Genomic DNA, 26,112 nt, shown 5'->3' with positions numbered 1-26,112 from the left:
AACCAGAAAGGAATAATACAATGAAAAGACTAGGAAAAATAAGACATGCAATGTGTGCATTGGGAGTAGCTGTGCTGATCACTTCCTGTACAGACAATTATAAAGAATGGAATACCAATCCAAATGAGGTTCCTGAAGAAATGTTGGTTGGGCTGATGAAGATTGGAAACTTCTTTCCCGCTATGCAGATGGATGTGATACCGACCAGTGATGTGGATGCTAATGAATTTCAACGTGCTCAAAATTTGTGTGGTGATATGCATTCCGGCTATATGACTCCAATTGGTACATGGGGGACGAGTTCTGCTGTTCATTACAACTTGCGATATGATAAATGGAATGATGTCGCTTTTGACGTAGTGTTCACGAAAGTAATGCCTGCCTGGAAGCAAATCCGGGATAATGGGAAGGATAAATTCCCGGAGGCTTATGCCGTTGCACAAATCTTGAAGGTAGCAGCCATGCATCGTGTAACAGATATGTATGGTCCTTTGCCTTATTTACAATTTGGCCATGGGGGATTGGAAACTCCTTATGACTCGCAGGAAGAGATATATAAATCATTCTTTATTGATTTAGATGAAGCTATAGCGGAGTTACAGGACTATATCGCTATTCATCCGGGTAGTAAACCTTTAAGTAAATATGATCTTGTGTATGGAGGTGATTTTACTAAATGGTTGAAATTTGCCAATTCGTTGAAATTGCGTTTGGCTATGCGTACATATTATGTGAATGGATTTGAAGTAAATGGAAAAACATCACAGAAATTAGCGGAAGAAGCCACAAAAGCCGGAGTAATTACAGAAAATGCTGAAAATGCTTTGTTGCAGTCTGGAAACGGAATCTCAGTATTCCATCCTTTGAAGATTTGTTGGGATAGTTATTCGGATACACGTATGGGGGCTGATATTGAGTCTATAATGAAAGGATATAGTGACCCTCGACTTTCTAAATACTTTCAGCAATCTGAATATGGGGAAGCCGGTGATAAATTTCATGGTGCCCGGTTAGGAGTGAATGTGACGGATAAGAAGAATTATTTAAAGCTATCTTCTCCGAACGTATTTGCTGAAACGCCAGTCCAGTGGATGTGTGCTGCGGAAATCTACTTTTTGCGTGCAGAAGGAAAACTTCACGGCTGGGATATGGGTGGTGAAGTTGAAGAATTATACAACGCAGGTATTACGAAATCTTTCGAACAGTGGGGTGTTGCTTTGGATGATTACTTGACGAGAGGAGATACTTATAAGCCTGTGCGGTTTACTGCACCAGCCGGAACTTCTGGAAGTGTGGCTGCTGCATCTACGATTACTATTGCATGGAATAAAAATGATAGTGATGATAAGAAGTTGGAACGTATTATCACTCAAAAGTGGATTGCTATGTTCCCGGAAGGTCAGGAAGCATGGAGTGAGCACCGTCGTACCGGTTATCCCAAGCTATTTAGTTTGTATGGAACAAATGCCAGTGCAGGTCAAGTAGAAAGCTCCGGGCCACGTCGTATTCCATTTCCATCTACAGAGTATGATACTAATACGACAGAGGTAAATAAAGCAGTGACAGATTTTCTTGGTGGCACTGACTATGGAAAAGTTAAGTTATGGTGGGATAAAAAATAATTATTGTATATTTAATTTGATTACTATGAATAAAATAATTAATAAAATATTTTGTTTTTTCGTATTAGCTACTGTATGGGTGGCATGTGATACAGAAATAGAAAATATTCCTCTTCAGGTGCCGTTAGAGCGGGATGCCCAATATTATGAGAATCTGAGAGCTTATAAAAAAACGAAACATCAAATGGCTTTTGGATGGTTTGGAGGTTGGAAAGCAACCGGGACATCTCCTGTGAAATATTTGCGTAATTTGCCTGATAGTGTAGATGTAGTATCTATCTGGGGAACATGGCATAGCTTGACGCCATCTCAAATGGAGGATTTGCGTTATATACAAGAAGTGCACGGAACAAAAGTGACATTTACTATATTTTCTCATAATATGGCAAACTTTCCGGGCAATTTTGAGAATATAGCCGAAAATATTCCGGCCGCAGCCAAAGCGCTGGCAGATAGTATCTTTAAATATGGATATGACGGCATTGATTTTGATCATGAATGTAGTGGGAATGATTTGTTTAATAATTCCGTGAATATGACTACATTATTAAGAGAAATGCGTTCGAATCTGGGGGAAGATAAACTTATTTGTGTGGATGGATTTGTTGAGAAAATAACGGAAGAAGGCTGGGAATATGCTGATTATGCGGTTGCGCAGGCATATAATACTAAATCACCGACATCGTTACAGAATCGTTTTAATACAGTCAGTAAATATTTGGCTCCCGACAGATTTATAGTGACGGAAAACTTTGAAGATCACTGGGCTACAGGAGGAGATAAGTATTCTGATCCGGAGTTAGGAGTTATTCCATCGTTGATCGGTATGGCACGTTGGCAACCGAATAATATAACAGAAGGACAACATAAAGGCGGTGTGGGAAGTTACCACATGGAGTATGAGTATAATCATACGGATATTGAATATAAATATCTTCGTGAGGCTATTCAGATCATGAATCCCGCAAAGAAATAATCTCTAAAACTAAAAATATATGAAGGCGAAATACTTATTATTAACTATATTTTGGGTTGGTATATTGTCAGCTTGTACGAATGTAGAAACATTCAAAGATGTTTTGTATTTTACCGGTACAGAAGATTCTCCTGCCGTTAAGTATACGATAGATGGGCCGGCTGAAATTGGAGTGACAGTCTCTGCTTCTTGCCAGGCTACGAGTGATCAGACTATAAGAGTACGGGTAGATCAGGATAAACTCGAGGGGTATAATGCATTGTATGGTAAGAAATATAAAATGGTCCCGACTGAAGACTACATGTTATCTAATGATGAAATTGTATTAAAGGCGGGTGAGAATATTTCAGAGCAATTGATTTTTTCTTTGTTGAGAGCTTCTAATTTTGAAGAAGGGGTTACCTATTGTGTGCCTTTAACCATTACGGATGTAACCGGTGGTATGCCTGTATTAGATTCTTCCCGAACGGTTTATCTTGTATTAAATCAGGTGATGGTTGTCAATGCTGCTAATCTTTCTAGAACGAATATGCAGCTTCCTTTTGAAAGCGATCCTTCGCTGGCTGCTGTTCCGCAAGTTACAATGGAAGCAAGAGTCAAGGTTAATAATTTTGCTTCTAGTAGTCCGTTTATTAGTACGGTAATGGGGGTAGAAGAAGAGTTCTTATTACGATTTGGAGATACAACTATAAAGCCGAATCAGATACAATTGGCTGGTGGTGGTTTTCCAGTGACAGGAAAGACTGAATTTGAAGTTGATAAATGGTATCATCTTGCAGTTGTATTTGATGGTTCTACGATTAAATTATATGTAAATGGTGAATTGGATGGACAAGTAGATGCGCCACGCGGTCCTGTTATCTTGTGTGGAAACACAGATAAACGTAGATTCTGTATTGGTTCTTCTGTGAACTCCCGTTATTTGGATGGATCTATAAGTGAGGTTCGTGTGTGGAAGAGGGCCTTAACACAGAATGAAATTCAGAATAATATGTGTTATATTTCTCCTGATTATTATCAGGATATGGTTGCCTATTGGAGATTCAATGAAGGTGGTGGCTCTGTAATTAAGGACTGGACTGGTAATGGCTGGGATATTAGCAGATCTCTGAATTGGACAGAAGGAGTACGTTGTCCGGAATAAAAAATGAAACAATCAACTCACAGTTAAGTATGAAAAAGAAGTTATTATATTTTATGTTTGCTGCAGTTGCTTTATGCGTAGCTTGTGGCGATGAGGATGAAACTTTTCAAAGAGAAGGGGTGGAAAATCCGGTAACCGGAATATCCATCGAGAACGAGTTTCTTGAAGATGGAGTCATTAGGATTGAAGGGGTGGGGACTACCACTACTCTGCAGATAAATGTTACTCCAGAAAGTGCAGAAGGATCGGCAGGGTATTCCTTCAGGTTTAGTACAAGTGATGCGAAGATTTTTACGGTGAATCGAGAAGGAACAGTCGTTGGTGTTGCGCCGGGTGAGGCTGAACTGACTGTTACGGTTGTAAATGATGCAAATGTTGCTCAACTGGAAACAAAATGTAGAGTAAAAGTAATATATGTTGCAAAGGTTGAGAAAATTGAAGTGGCTGATGGAAAAGAAAAAATGATTCTGAAAATAGGTGATACTTATGATTTGGGAGCTAACCTAACTGTATTGCCGGATGATGCTGTGGACAAATCTGTATCTTATGTTTTAAAAGAGGGACATGGAATCATTTCATTAGAAGACGGCGTGATTACAGCTCTTGATTACGGAAAGGCAGTGGTTGAGATAACAGCTAATGATGGTAGTGGAGTTTCAACGGTACTTACAGTAACAGTGAAAGATATACCGGATTCGGATGTGTATTTAGAATTTGGAGCAATAGAAGTGCTTCCGATGGGGAAATATCTGATTTTAAATTTTTCTAATGGTGATAGCAATAACAAGGTGACAATAGCATTAAATCAAATGGCTGAGTTATTGCCGGGAGAATATTCTAAGACTCAAATGTACCTTATTCTTTCGTCTGTTACACTAGATGGTTCTAAACGAAATTTGGATACTAATGATCCTGGTTCATTTACTGTTAAGTATAATGAAGAGACTAATATGTATAGTATTACGGGTGTGCTTAAATTAAAGTCAAATGGGACATCTGTGAACACAGTAGGATTTGATTATTCAGGTTCTATATAATATTTAAATTTCCCCTCGTTACAGATATTTGTAGCGAGGGGAAATTTTTAATCTAAACCTTTTTTTCTAAATTACTTGCTATTATAAGCCACCAACATCCAAACCAACTTTTCCTGTTCTTTCAGATAATCGCTCATCATCGAAACGGTTACCTCGTCTCCGGCTTGTGAAGCGATAGACAGAATCTTGCGTTCTTCACCGATCAGATAACTGATAGACTGAAGGATGCTGTTCAGTGCTTCATCTCCATTGCTCACCTTGTCCACTTCATTGATACCGGCAACTTTCAGATAATCACTGAACTTATTGGCAGGAGTGCCGCCCAACATCAGGATACGTTCTGCGATTTCGTCCACCTTTTCGGCAGTGTCGTCATACATCTTTTCGAACTGGCTGTGGAGAACGAAGAAGTTATGTCCTTTGATATTCCAGTGGAAACCGCGAAGATTGGTGTAATACACTTGGAAGTCAGCTAATAGTTGTTGCAAAGATGCTACTACGTTGTTTGCTCCCGATTCGTTCAATTTGATAAATTCTAAAGTCTTCATAATCTTATTGTTTTTAATGATTTATATTAATTTTCTTTTTTTCTGTATGACAAAGATAAGGCGAAAATTGCTTGCTGTCAAACTGAAAATTTCTATCTTTGCATAGATACAATCTATAACATCAAACAATTTGATAGATGACAATACAACAATTGGAATACATATTAGCCGTTGACCAGTTCCGGCACTTTGCCCGCGCAGCGGAACACTGCCGGGTGACGCAACCTACATTGAGCGCCATGATTCAGAAACTGGAAGATGAACTGGGAGTGAAGCTGTTTGACCGGACAATGCAACCTGTTTGTCCGACAGCTATCGGGCAAAAAATAATAGATCAGGCTCGTGTGATTCTGGCGCAAGCAGCACTGGTAAAGGAAATTATCAGTGAAGAAAAGCAATCATTATCCGGCGTATTCCGTTTGGGAGTATTGCCGACAATTGCACCCTATCTGCTTCCGCGCTTCTTTCCGCAACTAATGGAGAAGTATCCCGAACTGGATATCAGAGTTACGGAAATGAAGACCCAAGACGTCCAACAAGCATTGCATGCCGGAGATTTGGATGCAGGAATCATAGCCAGTAAACTGGAAGATACGTTCCTTACAGAAGAAACACTGTTTTATGAGCAGTTTTACGCTTATGTATCCAAGAAAGAACCCTCTTTCAAACATGACCTTATCCGCACTTCCGATATAACCGGTGAACGCCTTTGGCTACTGGATGAAGGGCACTGTTTTCGCGACCAACTTGTCCGCTTCTGCCAGATGGAAGTAGTGAAAGTCAATCAGATGGCTTATCGCCTGGGAAGTATGGAAACCTTTATGCGCATGGTGGAAAGCGGAAAAGGTATCACTTTTATTCCCGAACTGGCAGTATCCCAGTTGACAGAAGAACAACGGAAATTAGTACGCCCGTTCGCCATCCCGCGCCCGACGCGTCAGGTTGTACTGGCTACAAGCAAAGATTTCGTGCGTCACAGCCTTCTCTGCGTACTGAAAGAAGAGATAAAAGCGGCGGTACCTAAAGAAATGCTGGCCTTACAGTCTATCCAATGTTTATTGTAACTCCATGCTTGTAGTCCATGCAATGTTTCTTATGACCTGTCCGGATTCCTTTTATGCTCTAATCTTCTTAAACCATTGACCTATCTCAGCTCCTTTGAAATAAATAATCAGGGAGCTGACGATAATAATCATTCCTGCCACCGTACTGAATGTCGGATATTCGTCAGGGAGCATAATCCAACTCAATACCGCACCGAGAATCGGATTAATCAGCCTGCACATATTAATATCGCTGACCTTCGCTCCCTTACTTTGCAGAGCGATAAACCAAAAGCTGAAAGCAAAGACAGAAATAAACACCAGAATACCAAGACTGATATAAAATCCGCCCGGTTTTCCGATAAAAGAATGATAACCTTCCGTACCCAGTCCTACCATATATATCAGCAGACCACCGAAGAACATCTGCACAGCATTCAGGAAAATAGGATTCACCTTTCCCTTATCTTCCGAAACGGAGATGGCGGAATACCCTTGAAAAATAATACTAAGCAGCAATAACACAATACCTGTGATTCCCTTCCAATCGAGCGGTGCGCCGTCACTTCCCATTCCTATAATAAGGAACAAGCCGATGAGACTGACCACAAGACTGATAATTTTATGGATATTCAGCCTGTCATTACTAGCAAGCAGATGCGCCAGTAACACATTGATAAGCGGAGTCATCCCCATGATAATGGACGAGATAGCCCCGCTCACAAAATCCACGCCGAAGTAGAAAGCCGTGTATCCCATAAACATATTGATAAGAATCAGGTTCATAAACAATCTGCTGTGCTGACGTATTTCCTTCCACATCCCTTTGTGCCAGGTATAGGCGAAGAGAATGATCCCCACGGTAGTAAAACGGATTCCGGCAAAGTTCATCGGAGTAAAATCGTAGCTCAGTCCCTGTTTGATAAATGGATTGACTATAGCCCATAAAACAGAGGCCAATATGGCATAAAAAAGTCCTTTTTTCATTCGGTGTAATTTTCTATATTCGAAAAATGCCGCAAAGTTAGTCATAATTATACATATAGACTTTGATTTCCGCAGTAAATTATTTATTTTTGAAAAATAATACATTAATAAATTTTTGATTAGTTATGAAAAAGTACATTGCAGAAATGATTGGAACGATGGTGCTCGTCCTTATGGGATGTGGTAGTGCCGTCTTTGCAGGTGGTTTGGCCGATACAGTAGGCGCTGGCGTGGGAACGATCGGTGTGGCTTTAGCTTTTGGTTTGTCCGTAGTGGCAATGGCATATGCTATCGGTGGTATTTCGGGCTGTCACATTAATCCTGCCATTACATTAGGAGTATTCCTGAGTGGACGTATGAATGGAAAAGACGCAGGGATGTATATGGTTTTCCAAGTGATAGGAGCTATTATCGGCTCGGCTATTCTTTATGCTTTGGTGTCTACCGGAGCTCACGATGGCCCGACGGCAACAGGTTCGAACGGTTTTGGTGAAGGAGAAATGCTGCAAGCATTTATTGCCGAAGCAGTGTTTACATTCATTTTTGTATTAGTAGTCTTAGGTTCTACCGACCCGAAAAAAGGCGCAGGCAATCTTGCCGGACTCGCCATCGGTCTTACCTTAGTACTGGTGCATATCGTATGTATTCCCATCACAGGTACATCTGTCAATCCGGCACGTAGTATTGCTCCGGCATTGTTCCAGGGTGGAGAAGCCCTTTCACAGTTGTGGTTGTTCATCATTGCCCCGTTTGTCGGAGCGGCTTTGAGCGCGGGCGTATGGAATTATTTGGGAGATAAGAAATAAACTTTCTTTTCAAGAGGATAAAATAGCGAAGTATAAAAGTAAGAAGGGCGGGAGTTTCACAACTACCGCCCTCTTTTGCGTAATTAATATATAATATTAAAAAAGAGTGTCTTTCACATTAGATTAGCAGATTAGGGAAATTTCACTTCATATGTTTTTATTCCGCCATATAGAGTATTAACACGGATTCTTAGTCCTTTCTTTCCTTCCATCTGTTCCTTGATCTCATCCAGTTTGAAGGACACATACCCTTCGCCTAAAGTCTGTGGATAATCCCCTTCACTGTTGTGACGGAATTCCAGGTTGATATATTCATCTTCCGCATCCTCTTCGTCCGCAGTAGGAGCCGGCACAGGATTATTGATAACCAAATTCAGGAAATGCTTCTTATCTTCGCTGTGCGTGCCATAATATTGGAATTCAATAGTCAGATATTTCTTATCCTTATTAATCCACATATAGGTAGCGTTGATTTTATCGTCTCCTATTTTTTCTTCCGTATTTTCTTCATCATCCATGGTGACGATATCCTTGGTCAGAATTTCCTTGATTTGCTTAACCTGCACATTGTAGTCATATCCGCCCACCGGTTCTTCCAACTCGTTGAACATGACAAAGGCACGCTGTCCGTCCGCAAAATCTGCGCCATTCCATCCTTGTCCGTTACTCGGATACATCTTTTTTCCATCATCCAAGGTGAAATAAAAATCCTTGCTATCCTGGCTGATCATATTTATTGTGCTGATAACCAATAGGTCGGACGGACTGTCATCGTCGTCCAGACAAGACTGGAAAATCGGCATTGTGGTCATAATAGCAAAGATAAAGGCAATGAATTTAAATTTCTTCATATAATAAACTAGGTTTTAGATTGATTAATATTACTGCTTTGTATTCAGAAAATGCACGATAACCAAGAATATTGCATCTGCATCTGTTAAAGAAACAAAAGTGGCAAAAGAGTTGTTCTCTCTATGCAGTATTTCTATCTTTGCTGCATTTATAAGGTAAACACGTGTATAAGCGAATGGAAGAATTAGAGTTGTCGGAACAATGCAGGCAAGGAAACAACCGGGCCCGCAAGGAACTGTATGAGCAGTATGCGGGGCGTATGCTTGGCATCTGTCTGCGCTATACCGGCGACCGTGATACGGCCCAGGATCTGCTACACGATAGTTTTATAAAGATATTCGACTCTTTCGACAAGTTCACCTGGCGGGGTGAAGGCTCCCTGCGGGCCTGGATGGAGCGGGTGGTAGTCAACACCGCTTTGCAGTATCTCCGGAAGAATGATGTAATCAATCAGGCAGCGTCATTGGAAGAGTTGCCCGAAGAATATGAAGAGCCGGATGCTTCTGATGTAGAGGCGATACCCCAAAAAGTGTTGATGCAGTTTATCGAAGAACTGCCTGCCGGGTATCGTACAGTGTTCAACCTTTATACTTTCGAGGACAAATCACACAAAGAAATCGCTCAAGTATTAGGTATTAATGAGAAATCTTCGGCTTCGCAACTGTTTCGCGCGAAGACGGTATTGGCAAAAAGAGTAAAAGAATGGATAATGCATAATGGATAGATAGAGATGGAAGAGAAAGAATTGTGGATGAATAAGTTGAAGGAGAAGCTCGCGGATTATTCCGAGCCGACACCTGCTTCCGGTTGGGAACAACTGGAGAAAGAACTTATGCCCCCCGTGGAGAGGAAGATATATCCTTATCGAAAATGGATGATGGCGGCTGCGGCTGTTATATTGTTAGCTGTTGTTTCGTCAGTAAGCCTGTATTTCCTGGGGACACCTGCCGCGGATGAAATGCGTCATATACAAACACCGGCATTGGCTTCTACTCCCGATGTCTTGCCGGGCGTGCAACAACCGGATGTACAAGGAACTTCCGTTGAACCTGTCCTGCGTCCCGTTGCCCGTGAAAACCGGTTGGCAAAAGTAGACCGGAATATCTCGGAACATAAGATGCCGGTAGATGAACCCGCCGTGAAAGATGAACCGGCACTTGTAGTAGAAGAAAAAGACCCCGGAACAGTCATCAATGAGGGAGAACCGACCGAAGAAACAAATGCCGGTCAAACTCAGACTCAGACGAAAGATAAGGAACGACCGACTGCGGGCAACAGGCCACGCCGTCCTTCCGGCAGAGATAAATATCATATCCCGACTGAGAAACCATCTTCCCGGAAAGGAACATGGTCAATGGGACTTGGAGTAGGGAATTCGGGTGGTGCTTCTTCAGAAGTAGGTTCGGGCGCGTATCCTTATATGTCCCGCGTCAGTATGCTTTCTGTATCCAACGGTTTGATGGAGATTCCCAATGACCAGACTTTGGTCTTTGAGGACGGAGTACCTTACTTGCGCCAGGCCAAACAGGTAGTCGATATCAAGCATCATCAACCCATCTCTTTCGGATTATCCGTCCGTAAAGCCTTGGGCAAAGGCTTCTCTCTCGAGTCCGGTCTGACTTATACGCTCCTTTCTTCTGACGCTAAATTGGCGAATGACGACCATCAGATAGAACAGAAACTTCACTATATCGGTATTCCGTTGCGTGCCAACTGGAACTTCCTTGATAAGAAGCTCGTTACTTTTTATGTATCCGGTGGCGGTATGGTTGAGAAATGCGTGTATGGAAAGCTCGGTTCCGAAAAGGAAACGGTGAAACCTATGCAATTCTCCGTGTCCGGTGCGGTAGGTGCACAGTTGAATGCTACCAAACGTGTCGGTATCTATGTAGAGCCGGGTGTCGCTTATTATTTCGATGATGGTTCGGACATTCAGACTATACGTAAAGAGAATCCGTTCAACTTCAATATACAGGCAGGTATCCGTCTGACTTATTAATTCGAATAATAGTTATTCAAAATAATCATATTGGTTAATAAAGAAATTCTCGATTTGTTGAATCAAGTCGGGATTTTCTTTTAGTGCTATATTGTTGATGAGCATGTATGCACTCTTCTCTATATTTTCTTTGTGATAGAAAACTCTGTCGCTAAAGTAGGTTGCTACAATTCTTGAATAGACTCTGTATCTTTTGGTACACTTCGTATCTTCATTAAAACCGTTGGCTCCAATAAAACCAAATGAAGCTTTGGAATTTTTTTCGTAGATAGAGAGCATTATATTAATACAGGTATTAATGATCCTTCTCGGCTCGAAAGTATTGGTCATTATTCTATACTTATTATGAGATAATCTATGATTTTTCTGATAGAACTTTATTGCATAGATACTGCATTCGTATTGCTCTACCCTGACAATATAAACTAAATTCGACTTAGTGGATTTGAATCTGTATAATGATATAGATAGAAATCCATCCTCATTTCCTTCATCTTTTTGGATGAAGAAGAATGGATATGCGCTTTCTAACATTTAGAGGAGGTAAGGATATACTGGAATCCTTCTTTTATTTAGTTCTTCTTTGGATACATCAGACAATACAAACTTTTTCCCGTCATCAATTTTTGAGGGATTGATTTTATTCTTCTGCTTTTGAGAAGAAATATTTTTTTGTTTTGTTTTGATATTACCCATTCTATTTAATCTTAAAATTACATTTTTTCCTTGATAACGTAATCCTATTGCAAAGATAGGAAAATATCCTTGTATGCTGATAGAACATTGGATAATCCGGGAAGTTAATTAACGATTTTTGGACTTTAGGAAAAAGAAATATATGCAGAAACCTTCCCGAAAAATCGGATAATTGAGAAAATATTAATAATATTGTCACCTGTTTCAGACCAACAGTAACATACCTTTGTCGCAAAACTCTAAAATATGATTGACTCTACTGCTGAAAAACTTTTATTAATCAAGTTAAAGGAAGGTTCTTTTCAGGCATTTGAAAAGTTATATACGATGTATAGTGGCAAACTGTACAATTTCATTATGCGGCTATCTTCCGGAGATCGATATATGGCTGAAGAAGTGGTGCAGTCCACTTTCATCCGTATATGGGAAGTGCGTGCAAAAGTAGATTCCGATGCTTCATTTATATCTTTTCTCTGTACGATAGCCAAAAACTTACTGATGAATATGTATCAGCGTCAGACCGTTGAATATGTTTACAATGAATATCTGCTGAAAAGTGGGGTAGACCGTGACTCGCAGACAGAAGACGATATTGACCTGCGTTTCTTGAACGACTATATCGACTCATTGGCAGAGGAATTACCGGCACAGCGAAAGAAAATCTTTATCTTGAGCAAGCGTCAGAACTATACGAATAAGGAAATCGCCGGGATGATGGGAATTTCCGAAAGCACAGTCGCCACACAATTATCGTTGGCTGTGAAGTTTATGCGTGAACAGTTGATGAAGCATTATGATAAGGTAATTGCGCTTTTGCTCGCCTTTTTTGTTAATGAAATGTAATTGTAGTACACCTTTTTGGATAGTAGACAGGATGAAAATGTATACTTGTAAATAAGCAGGAAAGAAGATGGATAAGATATATTATAAGGAACTGATTGAAAAGTATTTCGAAGGAAATATAACGGATGCTGAGATTAAAGAACTCTCCGATTGGATAAAGAACGACCGCCGCTTACAGAACTGGTGGGAAGAGGAATTTTCCAAATCGAGTGCAGATATTAATCCGGTGCTGCGTGACAAACTCTTTGCCCGTATCAAAGAAGAAACCCAGGGCGAAGGGAAAATCCAGGGCGAAGAGAAGCCAAATACCATCCGCATGAATCCCTGGAAATGGGCAGCCGCCATCGTTTTACCCATTTGTATCGCCTTCTTTACCTACTATCTTATAGATTCTTCCCCAACAGCAGGAGCCCCCTTTGTAGTAAAAGCCAATAAAGGCGACAAAGCAACCATCGAACTGCCGGACGGAACGAATGTCGTTCTCAATTCGGCTTCGCAACTAAGCTATCTGAATAACTTCGGAGAAAAAGTGCGTCGTGTGCAACTGAATGGTGAAGCCTATTTCAAAGTAGCCCATGATGAAAAACACGCTTTTATTGTGCAGGTCGGAGATTTGGAAGTGAAAGTACTCGGCACTTCTTTCAACGTATCAGCCTATGAAGATGCCAAAGACGTGACAGTAGTTCTGTTGGAAGGAAAAGTAGGCGTCTATGCACAGGAAATGTCGCATATCATGAAGCCCGGTGACAAAATAGAATATAATAAAGTCACTCATAAGATAACAACCGCCCAAGTACATCCGAATGACTACATTGAATGGACGAAAGGAAATATCTATTTCGAGAAAGAATCTTTGGAAAATATAATGAAAACCCTTTCACGTATTTATGACGTAGAAATCCGTTTTGATTCCAGTAAACTGCCTAATGAATATTTCACCGGAACGATACCGGGCGGTGGCATACAGAATGCCTTGAATATTCTCATGCTTACTTCACCTTTCTATTATGAAATGGACGGTTCGGTGATAGTTTTGAAAGAGAAATAGTAAGTAAAATATAAAATAAAGCCATTCCGCAGCCCATTACTAAGGAATGGCTTTTTTATTCCCGGTATCGAATAAGTTAACGAGAGTTAAAGTCTGATAGGCGATTGGACGAGCGGGTATAGCAGTCTGTATACCTATCAAACAACTTAAAAGTTTTGATATATGAAGCACAAAACAACCTTTGAAAAGCTCCCTCAAACAAACGTGGGGAGAAGTAAGAACTGGAAAACACTGCGGGCTCTATGTCTGCTATTGTTTCTAAGCGTCTCTTTTGCCGCTTATTCCCAAATAACAGTAAGCGTGAAAGACATCTCTTTGAGAGCCTCTTTAAAGAAAATCGAGCAAGTAAGCAATTACAAGTTCTTCTACAATGAGAGCCTTCCGGAGTTAAACCGGAAAGTATCACTCAATGTGAAAGATGCAACGATTGCTCAAACCATGCAACAACTTTTAGGAGGAATGGACTTGGCGTATAAGAAAGAGCAAGACAATGTGATTGTATTGATTCGCAAAGCCCAGGACAAATCTATAACTAAAAAAGTAACAGGCACCGTTATAGATGAAAAAGGAGAACCTATTATCGGAGCGAGTATTGTGGTCAAAGGCGAGTCACATGGGACGATAACAGATTTCGATGGAAAATTCACATTGGCAGATGTACCGGAAAAAGGTATATTGACAATCTCTTACATAGGGTATAAGACAGTTGATATTGCTACCACAGGCCAATCATTAGTGAAAGTCGTACTTCAGGAAGACAGTAAAATGATAGACGAAGTCGTTGTTGTCGGCTACGGAGTCCAGTCACAAAAACTGGTTACAACTTCTATCAGTAAAGTAAAAATGGAAAATATAGATCAAGGTAATGACTATAATCCGATTAAAATGCTGCAAGGACGTGTAGCAGGCGTCAATATCTCTTCTGCTTCCGGCACTCCCGGCGAGACACCTAATGTAACCGTTCGTGGTATCGGTTCCGTCAGCGGGGGAAGCTCGCCACTTTATGTGGTCGATGGTATCCCCAGTGAAAAATATCCCAATTTGAATCCGAATGACATTGAAAGCATGGAAGTCTTGAAAGACGCTTCCGCCGCTGCCATCTATGGTTCGCGTGCCAATGCCGGAGTCGTGTTGATAACCACCAAATCAGGTCAGCAAGGCAAGACAAAGATAGAAGTGTCCGGCCGCTACGGATTCGCCTATCTGGCCAGCGACATTGAAATGGCCAATTCAACGGAATATATGAACACCATGCAAGCCGCTATTGATAATTACAATGTACAAATGGGGGCCAACCTTCAATTATATGTTCCTTCCCATATTCAGGAAACCAATTGGGTGAAAGAAATATCAAGAAAGAACTCAAAAACAGGTACCGGCTCCATCAGCATCTCCGGTGGAAATGAAAAGACCACCTTCTTTGCTTCTTTAGGCGCTAATACTCAAGAAGGATATCTGAATAAGAGCAGCTATGACCAATATAATATGCGTGCCAAATTCACACATAAAATAAACAACCTATTCAAACTGAATATGAATCTGGCAGGTTCGGCCAGCCGTTCAGACCTGTTGGAAGAAACAAGTACCAGTCTGAAAGTCCTGCGTACGGCACGTGAAGAACAACCCTGGTATTCACCCTACAAAGAAGACGGAACATCCTACAAAGTGAATGGTACGGATATTCTGCGCCACAATCCCGTAATGCTGATAAATGAAGAAGACTGGGTAGCCAAGAAATATCAACTATCCGGTGTGTTCAGCATAGACGTCACCCCCTTCAAAGGATTCAAATATACACCGACCGTAAGCGTATATGGCATTTTGGATAACACCTCTAAGAAACTGTCGGACAAGCATGACGCCCGCAAAAACAGCAGCGGTTGGGGAGCATTGGCAGAACAAAAAGATCAAAGTTTCCGCTATGTGATAGACAACATATTCTCTTACAACAATGAATGGAACAAACTGATTTATTCCGTCATGCTGGGACACTCGTTTGAGAAATACACTTATGAGCAATTCGGCGCAAAGAGTGACAACTACGCCAACGGCGCATTTCCTTCTTCCAACTTTGATTTAATCAATGCAGGCCCCAATATCTATGCCGGAAACATCAGTTATACCTCTTACGCTTTAGAATCCTATTTCGGGCGAATCGCCTTGAACTGGGACAACAAATATATACTGAATGCCTCATTGCGTAGTGACGGTTCTTCCCGTTTTGCAAAAAACAAGAGATACGGTTATTTCCCCTCTGCCTCTTTTGCGTGGCGGGCATCCAATGAAGGATTCTTCCCGAAAAACAAATACGTCAATGACGCCAAGTTAAGACTAAGCTGGGGTATGACAGGAAGCATGGCAGGAGTGAGCAATTATGCTCCGCTGTCACTTATCAGTGCGGGCGGCGCTTCTTACAACGGTTCTGCCGGATTCCAGATTTCGCAGGACGCCCGTGCCCTGACTTGGGAGAAAGCCAGCCAGTTCAATATCGGATTTGATATAGAAATGTTCCAGTCCCGCCTGACTCTGAACGTGGATATGTTCTATCAGAAGACCACCGACCTGCTGTTCAAGAAACCGGTCAATGCAACCACCGGATATACCACTTTGCAGTCCAATATCGGTTCATTGGAGAATAAAGGGCTTGAGTTGGCTTTGAATGGCAAAATCCTTACCGGAAAATTCAAATGGGATTTGGGAGGAAACATTTCTTTCGTGAAAAACAAGTTACTTTCCCTGATTGAAGGAAATGATATGTATGTAGTTCCCAGTAGCGGAAGTAACCTTTTGGGAGGTTCGATGCACGCATTGATTAACGGACAGCCTATCAGTACATTCTATATGTTGAAGATGGAAGGCATCTACCAACGTGACGACGAAGTGCCTGCAAAACTTTATGCTAAAGGCGTACGTGCCGGTGACGTGAAATATTTCGATTATAACGAAGACGGTGACATCTCCGATGCCGACCGGATGAACGTAGGAAAAGCCATCCCGGACTTTTACGGAGGTATCACTTCCAACTTCTCCTACAAAGGTTTCGACCTGTCTCTGTTCGGACAATTCTCGGTAGGCGGTAAAGTGATGTCGGCATGGCGGGGAGTGAACGGCTCCGAAGGTACTGACCACCTAGGGCTCGCACTGTCGAATGTGAAAGTAAGCGACCGGGGCGAATCTGTGGAACAATACTTTAATGTAAGCAAAGAAGTAGCCAACGGATACTGGCGCGGAGAAGGCACAAGCAACACGATTCCCCGTCCTGTACGAATGGGAGTGCATACCGGATACGATTATGACTACAACGTGCAGACCTCAACACGTTATTTGGAAGACGCTTCCTATTTTAAACTGAAAACAGTAACCTTGGGTTACACATTGCCGGAATCAGTTGTAAAGAAACTCCGCGTAAATTCATTAAGAGTCTACGTTTCGGCAGATAATCTGCTGACCCTCACCAAGTATTCCGGTTATGATCCCGAAACATCATTCTCCGGCAGTCCGGGTGATTCAAATTATGGCGTTGACTTCGGTCTGCAACCCGTGTTGAGAACATTTATTTTTGGTCTGAATCTAAACTTTTAAAAACATAGATGTATGAAACGATACTATACTATAATCAACTATTTGCTGTGTAGCATTTGCCTTTTGTGGATAACGGCTTGTTCAGGTATGCTGGACGATATGCGGCCTAAGGATCAGATACCTCAAGATATGTTGAGCGAATCCGATTTGGAAAAATTATTGAATGGAGTGTACGCCGAAATGGAAGAACTTGTATTTAAGTTCTATATGGACGGTGACGTAAAAGGCGAGAATTTCAAGGCAGGCCCCGGCTTCTCTATGAACGACCCGATGTCGATGGCTCCTAGTTCCAAAGAGGTTTTGAGCCAGTGGCAGAAATGCTTCACCACCTTGAAGCAAGTAAATTTCCTAGTCGAAACATACGAAGCGTCCTCTAATAAAGAAAACCTGGTAGTGAAGCAGACAGGCGGTACGGGATACTATTTCAGAGCCTTGATTTATTATCATTTAGCCACTCGTTGGGGTGGAGCACCTATCTTGCGCAAGCGTACCTATGATGTCGTACCCATCTCTCCCGAAGCAGAAGTATGGAGTTTTATCAGAGAAGACTTGACGAAAGCGGAAGGGTTATTGCCAGAGTTTACAGACCGTTTTTATGTATCTCTTAGCGCTTGTGACGCACTGAATGCCAAAGTATGCCTGTCTTTGAAAGACTATACGAACGCAGCCGCTTATGCCGACAAAGTGATTACAAAATCAAATTTTGCGTTGAGCGCTACATCAACTGATTATGCCAATGCCTTTGTTTCCAACAGCAGCAGTAAAGAACTGGTCTTTGCGCTAGCCAACAAGCGCAGTACAAGTCTGCTGCTATTCTACCAAACGGTGAACGACATCGACCCCACCTGGGATTATTCTCCCTCTGCCGACTGTTACGGACATCTTTACGATGATACAGCCGTCAAGAAACAAGATATACGTGCAAAAGCCGTGTTTGGCGCAGATAATAGCCGCATTATCAAATTTCCGAATGGAAGTACCGGTCAGTTTGTCACTAATGAACAACCGTCACAGACTCCGATTGTAGTTACCCGCGTGGCAGAGATGTATCTGATAAAAGCAGAAGCACTGGGAGCTGTCAACGGACTGTCTACACTGAAAGAATTTATGAACAAACGCTACGCCACCGTTTCGCTGCCCTCAAGCATGACTGATGCTGAATTTCAGAACCAGATACTTGATGAGCGTCACCGTGAACTGTATGCGGAAGGTCAGCGATGGTATGATTTGAAGCGAACCAACCGCTTGGACTTGTTTTCTTCCTTGAACGGCAGAAACTACCTGATGTATTATCCCGTTCCCCAGTCGGAACGCGACTTGGCGGGAGAAGAAAACTATCCTCAAAATCCAGGCTATTAATTATCTTAGAAAGAACAAAGTATGAAGAATATAAAAATAGTTACAACGTTTTTCATCTGTTTGCTGCTACTTTCGGCATGCTCGGATGATTGGAAGGAAAATGCGCTGACAGCTAAATTTACTTTTGACAAGACAACCTACTATGTAGGTGAAGAAGTCTGTATCACGAATGAGACAGTAGGCGGAGAAGGAAATTATACCTGCCAATGGGATTTAGGGAATGGGGAGACTTCAACGGAAGTTGCTCCTAAAGTGATTTATGAAACGAATGGGGCATATACAGTGACTTTGCACGTCAAAGACGGCAAAGGAAATTATGCGATGGCTCATAAATTGCTGACGATTGAAGCAGAACCTCTGCCCGAAGTCGGCAATGTGAAACTGAAGTGGGTAGGTGCTCACGTACTGGGCGAAATACGTTCTACGGCTCCGGCAGTCAGTGATGATAATAGTGTATATATGACTTCCAATGACCATTATTTGCGGAAATTCTCGGCCGCTACCGGTGAACAATTGTGGGAATTCGACTTGTGGACATCTGCCGATGGTGATTCTCCGTCCGGCAACACGCATACCACTCCGAGTATTGATACGGACGGTACTGTGTATGTAGGAACAGGCGACACGAGCGGCAAAGTAGGGCGTGTATACGCCATCAATCCCGATGGAACAAAGAAATGGGTAGTTGCCGGAGATGCAGAAAAAGGCTTTTGGAATAAAGGACAGGCTTCCAAACCTCGTATTAATTATCTGACTTGTGCGATTGGAGAGAATCACATCTATATGGGGAATGGCGGCTCTACGGGCTCTGTGCTTGCTGTCGATAAGAGCACCGGTTACAGAGTAGGTTATGTGGCAAACGCAGATAATTCCGGCGGCCCTTCGGGTGGAGTATCTGCCGGAATGGCATTGGCGAACAACACATTGATTTGGTCAGGCGGAAAGAACGGATTATTCGGAGCGTCGGCGTCTGCGCTGAATACAGGTGGTAATGTGATGTGGGCATGGCAAATATATAGTTCGGGAAATGATAAGCCTGCGGAAAACATGAATGCTTCCGTAGCTGTGGACGCTGCCGGCACCATATACGGAATTGCCACCTTCCCGGGCATAGGAAGCAGCGCATTTGCTGTTGGAAGTGACGGGGTCGAAAAATGGCGTACTTCGTTAGGAAATGTAGGGACGCTGGATCAGGGCGGCGTTGTGATAGGCTTGGATGGAAGCGTCATTGTGACCGTAAAACGTGCTCCGGGTGAAGCCACGGGAGGAATCGTTGCGTTATCTCCTAATGGAGTAATTCAATGGCATTACGGTGTGCCGGAAGACGTCAGTGGATGTGCGGCAATCGACCAGGCCGGTAATATTCATTTTGGAACACAGTCCGGTAATTATTATATCATTAAACCCGAAGCCTCGGAAGAACAGCTAATCTTGAAAAAAGACTTGGCCGCATTGATTAGCGAGAGCGATTCTCCTTTAAAAGATAATTGGGAAGCGGGTATCGGAAAAATCTGGAGTTCGCCTACCATCGGGCCGGATGGAACGATCTATATTGGCGTTACTCATACAGTAGATCCATCGAAGAGTGTCCTGGTAGCTTTGGAAGATGAAGGTATAACCGGATGTGCAGCTTCGGCATGGCCGATGAAAGGAAAAGACAGCCGTCACTCCAGTGCACAATTGGGAGGTTCGGGAGAGAATCCGGGAGGTGAACCGGGCGGACAACTGCCTATTACAGGGAATCTGAAGACTGATTTAAAAAACTTGTTTGATGATAGTTCCTACAAGGTCTGGCTTTGTGCCCATCGGGCGAACACGCAGAAAGGTATAACCAATGGCATACCGGAGAATTCATTGCCTTCCATAGAGTATGCAATTAATGTAGGAGTAGAAATGATCGAGCTTGACGCACGTCCCACTTCTGACGGAATATTGGTACTGATGCACGATAATACGATTGACAGAACCACCAACGGAAGCGGCGCGGTAGGAGATTATTCTTATCAGCAGTTACAGCAGTTCTATCTTAAAGATGCAGCGGGGAATCTCACAAACGAGCGGATCCCCACTTTAGAGGACGCATTGAAAAAAGGTAAAGGAAAGGTTTATTATAATTTGGATATAGTCAACAAAAACGTTGCCGTAGCGACAATAGTGGCATTGCTTAAAAAACTCGACATGGAAAACGAAGTTCTGCTCTATGTCTCAAACAACCGTAATTATGCATATGATTTGAAAGCGGCGAACGGCAGTCTCTTACTGCATCCGATGGCAAAAGCTTCAGATGATATTACCTATTTTGCTTCATCTTACACGGACAATGTGCAAATGATGCAACTTTCCACCTCGGATGCTCTTGCGGGAGCGATGACGGAAGACATTAAATCCAAAGGCTGGCTTCTATTCTCCAATATCGTAGGAGCGAATGATACGAACATGTTGTCGGACAACTATTCGGGTCTGGTAGGCATGATAAACAAACGCATTAATATCGTACAGACCGATTATGCTGAAGTGGCAGCCAAGTATTTGAAATCCAAAAACTATAGATGACAAAAATGAATATGAAGAACTACCTGATAATAGGAATTATTTTGCTGTTTCCTTTCCGCTTGTTTGCAGATGAACCGGTGAAGGCAATTTATGCAAAGATAACGAATCCTGATGATAAAGAAATAACCGTAGTCGCTCATCGGGCGGACTGGCGTTTTGCACCTGAAAATTCACTGGCGGCGATAGAGAGTTCTATCCGGTTGGGAGCCGACGTCGTAGAACTGGACGTTCAGAAAACCAAAGACGGACAGTTGATTCTTATGCATGATAAGACTTTGGACAGAACGACTACCGGAAAAGGTAAGGTTGCTGAGTGGACACTGGATTCCATCCGGACGCTCCGTTTGAAGAATGGTGCCGCTTTGAGAACCAAACACCGTGTGCCTACATTGGAAGAAGCATTATTGACAGCCAAAGGGCGCGTTATGGTAAATTTGGATAAGGCTTATCCGATATTCGATGAGATTTTCCCCATTTTGGAGAAAACCGGAACTGTTGGACAGATTATCATGAAAGGGTCGAAGCCTGTTGCGGAAGTGAAAAAGGATTTGGGAAAATATTTAAACCGGATCCTATATATGCCAATCATACATTTGGATCGACCGGGAGCTATGCGGCAAATAAATGATTTCATGAAAGAACTTCACCCGGTAGCCTTCGAATTGTTGTTTGAATCGGATACTTGCCAACTCCCCAAACAAGTGAGGGCTAAACTTGAAGGAAAAAGTAAGATTTGGTATAATACTCTTTGGGATACGATGGCAGGCGGACATGATGACGATAAATCGTTGGAAAATCCGGATGAAGGATATGGATATTTGATAGATAAACTTGGAGCGACAATCATTCAGACCGACCGTACCGCTTATTTACTGGAATACTTGCAAGCTCGTAAAAAACGTAATGAACATAAGATAGATGTCTTTCATTAATATGTAAACTTCAGTTATGTCATTTAAAATAGTGGACTTTTATAAAATCTCTTCCCCTCTAGTCGGGGGAGAGACTGATTCCGAACGTTCTTCCCGCTTTAAGCGTATCCGTTGGGCTACTTTTTTGTCGGCTACTACCGGATATGGCATTTACTATGTTTGTCGTCTTAGTATGAACGTTGTGCGCAAACCGATTGTAGAGGAAGGAGTATTTTCCGAGACTCAATTAGGAATCATAGGATCTTGCCTGTTTTTCGTGTATGCGGTAGGCAAACTGACGAATGGATTTCTTGCCGACCGTAGTAATGTACGGCGTTTTATGTCTACCGGACTATTGTGTTCCGCTTTGATAAATCTATGTTTAGGTTTCACCGGTTCCTTTTATGCTTTTGTCGTACTTTGGGGATTGAATGGTTGGTTTCAGTCAATGGGAGCAGCATCCGGAGTGGTTTCGCTCACTCGGTGGTACAGTAGCAAAGAACGCGGTACTTTTTACGGCTTCTGGTCTGCCAGTCATAATTTGGGTGAAGCATTGACCTTTATTTCCATAGCCTTGTTAGTCAGTTGGATGGGGTGGAGATATGGGATGATTGGAGCCGGTGTCATTGGGATATTAGGCTTCTTTATGATGCTTGTTTTTATGCGTGATACGCCACAGAGCCAGGGATTCTTGTTGGACAAAAAATCTTCTCCTGTGGACTCTCATTCTTCGCCGGCTAAACAGACGGAAGATTTCAACAAAGCTCAAAAAGCAGTTTTGAAGAATCCCGCAATTTGGATTTTGGCTTTGTCAAGTGCATTTATGTATATCAGCCGCTATGCTGTGAACAGTTGGGGCGTTTTCTATCTGGAAGCTCAAAAGGGCTATTCTACGTTGGATGCCAGTTTTATAATCTCAGTCAGTTCTATCTGTGGAATCATTGGTACGGTATTTTCAGGTATCATTTCCGATAAAATGTTTTCCGGCAGTCGTAATATTCCGGCTTTGGTATTTGGGTTGATGAATGTAATAGCTCTCTGTCTGTTTCTCTTGGTTCCGGGGGTTCATTTTTGGATAGACGTGTTGGCAATGGTGCTGTTCGGTTTAGGCATTGGAGTTTTGATTTGTTTTCTGGGTGGTTTGATGGCAGTGGATATTGCTCCCCGCAACGCGTCGGGTGCAGCTTTGGGAGTAGTCGGCATCGCCAGTTATATCGGAGCCGGACTGCAAGACGTGATGAGCGGTATTCTGATAGAAGGGCAAAAGACTGTTCAAAATGGCGTTGATGTTTATGACTTTACCTATATCAATTGGTTTTGGATTGGTGCGGCATTGTTGTCTGTTCTCTTTGCTTTGTTGGTTTGGAATGCAAAATCAAAAGAAGTGAATTAAAAGTGAGTACATTAGGTTAGAAATAAAGTCTTTGTTTTCGAGGTATTGGTCGCCATTCCGGGAAGTAAGTAATGATTGCTTTCTTCCTGGAATGGCTTTTTTATAATCAATTAAATAATAGTTTTATGGAAAATTCATGTAATGATGAATTGTTTTGTTCATTGAAAAACGAACTTCGCAAAGTAATGCACAAATATGTCTGCCACTATCGAATATCAGGGAGACCCGAAACGATACATTTTCGTAGTGTTGGCCGCTATCGACCACGGCCGTCTTACGTATGACGGAGTAGCGAACTACGAACAGACTTTCTGTTCTTTGATACCTGTAATTGATTATTGCTTTGTTGTTGGATTATGAATGTTAGAATAATATTTTGAAAAATAGAATTATAATTTTATCTTTGTCACATGAAAAATGAGTAACTAATGAGAATATTTACTGAACAGGCATTAAAAGAATATGCAGAGAAGCATCCCGATTCAAAAGTCGCTTTGCAAGAATGGGCTGTTATAGTCAAAAGAAGTGAGTGGACTTGTTTCGCTGATATAAAGAAAACTTTTAATAGTGCTGATAATGTAGGTAATCAGCATTATGTTTTCAATATTAAAGGAAACAATTATCGGTTGGTGGTAGTTATTAAGTTTACTGTAAAGTTTGTATATATTCGCTTTATTGGTACTCATAAAGAATATGATAAAATAGATTGTTCTAATATTTGAAAGTATGACAAAGATAGAGAACCAAACCCAATATGAATGGGCTGTAAAAAGAGTAGAGGAGCTTCTTCCGTTAGTGAAAGATGATACTCCTTTGGATGACCCTAACAGCATAGAGTTGGAACTTCTTTCTAATCTTGTTGCTGACTACTCCGAAGAACATTTTTCTTTGGGAGAACCTTCACTTGTCGATGTCCTGAAACTTCGTATGTACGAGATGGGACTTAATCAAAAGTCACTATCTCAGTTAATAGGAGTCAGTCCTTCACGTCTTAGTGATTATATTTCGGGAAAATGTGAGCCAACATTGAAGGTGGCTCGTGAGATAAGTAGGAAATTGAATATTGATGCTAATATTGTGTTGGGAGTATAGCTTCGAACTTAACTTTAAAAAGATGGCGGGAAATCTGAAAAAGACAGTTGTGTTTTCAGATTTCCCGCTGTCTTTTTGAAGAAGAAAAAGGCAAAAAGTGAGGGGATTGAGGGAGAATTTATAATATTTGTGTTTGTTTTAAAAGAAAATATAGATAGGTGTATTGGAAATGAATGAAGTCAGTACTAGAGTAAGCAAAGACATGTACTTGATTTGCCTGATTCTCCTATATCATCCAGTTGAATGTAGTACTTGTTACAGTCAAGTCTTCTATACATTTTCTCATGATTTTGCCTATCCGAATATATAATACAAAAACTGCTTTCAGCTTCTGGTTTATGCTCTGAAACTCCTTGATAGGAGGGAATGTGGCTGAAAGCAGTACCCTGAAAGGAGGGGATTCCGCCTTCAGCCGTATTTTATGCCGATGGACACTCACCAATGTGTGAGCAAAAGTTTATTGACACGTCGGCAAAATTTGCTAAGATGTCGACTGAAGGAATCTGACATGCCGGTAAAGGATCGTTGATACGTGGGCTGGTATTTACTGTTCCAGGAAATAGGGAGTTATGTAAAATAGAGGGTCTGTTTAAGTAAAACAGACGCTTTGTTTGGATAAAACAGACGCTCTATTTTCGGAAAATAGACCTTTGGTTCAGTATGGACGTTTATGCAGACTCTAAAAATAAATAGAAAAACTTTCCCTTTGTTTTCAGGGGTGGCTTCAGCCAAATAGCTCGATGAAATGGAAGATTTAGGAAGAAACTGAAGGCTGAATGCTGTTTTGTGAACTTTTTATTGGATATGGTTTATATCTATAATATAGGTTGTCGGATAAAAAACATTTGTCATGATGTATGTTGTCTTTTATCTATTTATTACTGTGGTGGTTAATTAACCACCACAGTAGCAAAATACTCTTTGAATACTCCCGCAGCTTTTTCAAGCTGTTCGGGGGTATTTTCTTTTACGTCTTTCAGCTTGTATTCCTGCTCCATGGCTTCGTACTTGTGTACGCCCAGTGTATGGTAAGGCAGGATTTCTACCCGCTGAATCATCTTATACTTTCCCAGTGCCTCTCCCAGTCGGCGGATATCCTCTTCGAAATCGCTGTATCCGGGCACTAATACATAACGCAGCCAAAACGGTTTTTCGTTCTCTTCGAGCCATGCCGCCGTGCGGATGGTCTGTTCGTTGCTTCTTCCGGTCAGCGTCTGATGGCGGGCGGGGTTGAATTCTTTGATGTCGAGCAATACAAGGTCGGCCAGTTTGAAAAGCTCTTCTACATCTTCATTCCAGATGCCGCCGTTGCTGTCTATGCAGACATGAATCCCTTTCTCTTTCAGCTCGCGAACCAGCGGGACAAGCGCTTTCGCCTGAAACGTAGGCTCTCCGCCCGAGAAAGTGACTCCGCCGCGCTTGCCGAAGAAAGGACGCTGGCTCATGGCCATGCGGATGATTTCTTCCGGTGGGGTAGGCGTACCGCCTTTGCCGGCTATCGTGTCGGGATTGGCACAATACAGGCAGCGGAAGTTGCAACCCTGAAGAAAAACGACGAGCCGTAAGCCCGGCCCGTCGAATGTTCCCATACTTTCGTATGAATGTACGTTTATCGTCATAT

General features: G+C 42.0%; 23 protein-coding genes. 18 read left to right on the top strand and 5 right to left on the bottom strand.

Annotated features, from left to right (window positions below; all coding sequences use genetic code 11):
* The first annotated feature begins 20 nt into the window (after window positions 1-20).
* From AB5443_RS02390 to AB5443_RS02375, 4 genes are read left to right on the top strand one after another with little or no spacing between them, the layout of a single operon-like run.
* Window positions 21-1,622, top strand: a complete 1,602-nt coding sequence (locus AB5443_RS02390) for a RagB/SusD family nutrient uptake outer membrane protein (protein WP_073348196.1) — start codon at window positions 21-23, stop codon at window positions 1,620-1,622.
* Between the two features lie 25 nt (window positions 1,623-1,647).
* Window positions 1,648-2,598: a glycoside hydrolase family 18 gene (locus tag AB5443_RS02385; RefSeq protein WP_368113131.1), complete on the top strand. Its 951-nt coding sequence runs from the start codon at window positions 1,648-1,650 to the stop codon at window positions 2,596-2,598.
* A gap of 19 nt (window positions 2,599-2,617) precedes the next feature.
* Window positions 2,618-3,742 (top strand): DUF1735 and LamG domain-containing protein, encoded by a 1,125-nt coding sequence (locus AB5443_RS02380; RefSeq protein WP_277131081.1) that lies wholly within the window; start codon window positions 2,618-2,620, stop codon window positions 3,740-3,742.
* Between the two features lie 29 nt (window positions 3,743-3,771).
* Window positions 3,772-4,779 (top strand): Ig-like domain-containing protein, encoded by a 1,008-nt coding sequence (locus AB5443_RS02375; protein WP_277131079.1) that lies wholly within the window; start codon window positions 3,772-3,774, stop codon window positions 4,777-4,779.
* Between the two features lie 71 nt (window positions 4,780-4,850).
* Here AB5443_RS02375 and AB5443_RS02370 read toward each other — a convergent pair whose 3' ends face one another.
* Entirely contained in the window at window positions 4,851-5,327 is a 477-nt protein-coding gene (locus AB5443_RS02370) for a Dps family protein (RefSeq protein WP_022140087.1), read from the bottom strand.
* Between the two features lie 137 nt (window positions 5,328-5,464).
* On the opposite strand from AB5443_RS02370, the gene AB5443_RS02365 reads away from it, so the two are divergent.
* Entirely contained in the window at window positions 5,465-6,391 is a 927-nt protein-coding gene (locus AB5443_RS02365) for a hydrogen peroxide-inducible genes activator (protein ID WP_277131076.1), read from the top strand.
* Window positions 6,392-6,442: 51 nt separating this feature from the next.
* Here AB5443_RS02365 and AB5443_RS02360 read toward each other — a convergent pair whose 3' ends face one another.
* Window positions 6,443-7,357, bottom strand: coding sequence for a DMT family transporter (locus AB5443_RS02360; RefSeq protein ID WP_044655614.1), 915 nt, complete (start codon window positions 7,355-7,357; stop codon window positions 6,443-6,445).
* A 125-nt stretch (window positions 7,358-7,482) separates the two neighbouring features.
* Between AB5443_RS02360 and AB5443_RS02355 the strand changes: the two genes are divergently transcribed.
* Window positions 7,483-8,163 carry an MIP family channel protein gene (locus tag AB5443_RS02355; RefSeq protein ID WP_022140084.1) on the top strand — a complete coding sequence of 227 codons (681 nt, stop codon included), beginning with the start codon at window positions 7,483-7,485 and terminating at the stop codon, window positions 8,161-8,163.
* A 131-nt stretch (window positions 8,164-8,294) separates the two neighbouring features.
* Here AB5443_RS02355 and AB5443_RS02350 read toward each other — a convergent pair whose 3' ends face one another.
* Window positions 8,295-9,014: a NigD-like protein gene (locus AB5443_RS02350; RefSeq protein ID WP_277131072.1), complete on the bottom strand. Its 720-nt coding sequence runs from the start codon at window positions 9,012-9,014 to the stop codon at window positions 8,295-8,297.
* Window positions 9,015-9,190: 176 nt separating this feature from the next.
* Between AB5443_RS02350 and AB5443_RS02345 the strand changes: the two genes are divergently transcribed.
* The gene (locus AB5443_RS02345) at window positions 9,191-9,739 is read left to right on the top strand and encodes an RNA polymerase sigma factor (protein ID WP_044656479.1); all 549 of its coding nucleotides are present in this window, start codon (window positions 9,191-9,193) and stop codon (window positions 9,737-9,739) included.
* 6 nt (window positions 9,740-9,745) lie between these two features.
* Window positions 9,746-11,014 carry an outer membrane beta-barrel protein gene (locus AB5443_RS02340; protein WP_277131069.1) on the top strand — a complete coding sequence of 423 codons (1,269 nt, stop codon included), beginning with the start codon at window positions 9,746-9,748 and terminating at the stop codon, window positions 11,012-11,014.
* Window positions 11,015-11,548: 534 nt separating this feature from the next.
* Here AB5443_RS02340 and AB5443_RS02335 read toward each other — a convergent pair.
* A complete protein-coding gene (locus AB5443_RS02335; RefSeq protein ID WP_167511812.1) occupies window positions 11,549-11,710 on the bottom strand; it encodes a hypothetical protein in 162 nt (53 codons plus the stop codon).
* Between the two features lie 246 nt (window positions 11,711-11,956).
* Here AB5443_RS02335 and AB5443_RS02330 point away from each other — a divergent pair, with 246 nt between their 5' ends.
* From AB5443_RS02330 to AB5443_RS02285, 10 genes are all read left to right on the top strand, one after another.
* On the top strand, window positions 11,957-12,553 hold the full coding sequence (locus AB5443_RS02330; RefSeq protein ID WP_277131067.1) for an RNA polymerase sigma-70 factor: 597 nt from the start codon (window positions 11,957-11,959) through the stop codon (window positions 12,551-12,553).
* A gap of 67 nt (window positions 12,554-12,620) precedes the next feature.
* Window positions 12,621-13,601: a FecR family protein gene (locus AB5443_RS02325; RefSeq protein ID WP_277131065.1), complete on the top strand. Its 981-nt coding sequence runs from the start codon at window positions 12,621-12,623 to the stop codon at window positions 13,599-13,601.
* Window positions 13,602-13,763: 162 nt separating this feature from the next.
* Entirely contained in the window at window positions 13,764-17,183 is a 3,420-nt protein-coding gene (locus AB5443_RS02320) for a SusC/RagA family TonB-linked outer membrane protein (protein ID WP_073348205.1), read from the top strand.
* Window positions 17,184-17,195: 12 nt separating this feature from the next.
* The gene (locus AB5443_RS02315) at window positions 17,196-18,542 is read left to right on the top strand and encodes a RagB/SusD family nutrient uptake outer membrane protein (RefSeq protein WP_277131063.1); all 1,347 of its coding nucleotides are present in this window, start codon (window positions 17,196-17,198) and stop codon (window positions 18,540-18,542) included.
* A gap of 21 nt (window positions 18,543-18,563) precedes the next feature.
* Entirely contained in the window at window positions 18,564-21,095 is a 2,532-nt protein-coding gene (locus AB5443_RS02310) for a glycerophosphodiester phosphodiesterase family protein (RefSeq protein ID WP_277131061.1), read from the top strand.
* Window positions 21,096-21,106: 11 nt separating this feature from the next.
* On the top strand, window positions 21,107-22,027 hold the full coding sequence (locus AB5443_RS02305) for a glycerophosphodiester phosphodiesterase family protein (protein ID WP_277131139.1): 921 nt from the start codon (window positions 21,107-21,109) through the stop codon (window positions 22,025-22,027).
* A gap of 16 nt (window positions 22,028-22,043) precedes the next feature.
* On the top strand, window positions 22,044-23,399 hold the full coding sequence (locus AB5443_RS02300) for an MFS transporter (RefSeq protein ID WP_277131059.1): 1,356 nt from the start codon (window positions 22,044-22,046) through the stop codon (window positions 23,397-23,399).
* A 195-nt stretch (window positions 23,400-23,594) separates the two neighbouring features.
* Window positions 23,595-23,759: a hypothetical protein gene (locus AB5443_RS02295; protein WP_159436792.1), complete on the top strand. Its 165-nt coding sequence runs from the start codon at window positions 23,595-23,597 to the stop codon at window positions 23,757-23,759.
* Window positions 23,760-23,827: 68 nt separating this feature from the next.
* The gene (locus tag AB5443_RS02290) at window positions 23,828-24,121 is read left to right on the top strand and encodes a type II toxin-antitoxin system HigB family toxin (RefSeq protein ID WP_073348209.1); all 294 of its coding nucleotides are present in this window, start codon (window positions 23,828-23,830) and stop codon (window positions 24,119-24,121) included.
* Between the two features lie 4 nt (window positions 24,122-24,125).
* Entirely contained in the window at window positions 24,126-24,491 is a 366-nt protein-coding gene (locus AB5443_RS02285) for a type II toxin-antitoxin system HigA family antitoxin (RefSeq protein WP_073348210.1), read from the top strand.
* A gap of 890 nt (window positions 24,492-25,381) precedes the next feature.
* Here the strand turns inward: AB5443_RS02285 and pflA are convergent.
* On the bottom strand, window positions 25,382-26,110 hold the full coding sequence (gene pflA, locus AB5443_RS02280; RefSeq protein WP_277131055.1) for a pyruvate formate-lyase-activating protein: 729 nt from the start codon (window positions 26,108-26,110) through the stop codon (window positions 25,382-25,384).
* Window positions 26,111-26,112: the final 2 nt, after the last annotated feature.

This window comes from Bacteroides sp. RTP21281st1_H5_RTP21281_210402, from assembly GCF_040918965.1.
In the GTDB taxonomy this organism is placed as follows: domain Bacteria; phylum Bacteroidota; class Bacteroidia; order Bacteroidales; family Bacteroidaceae; genus Bacteroides; species Bacteroides congonensis.
The sequence above is the reverse complement of the archived record's forward strand: the minus strand, read 5'-3'. Positions and strand labels throughout refer to the sequence as shown.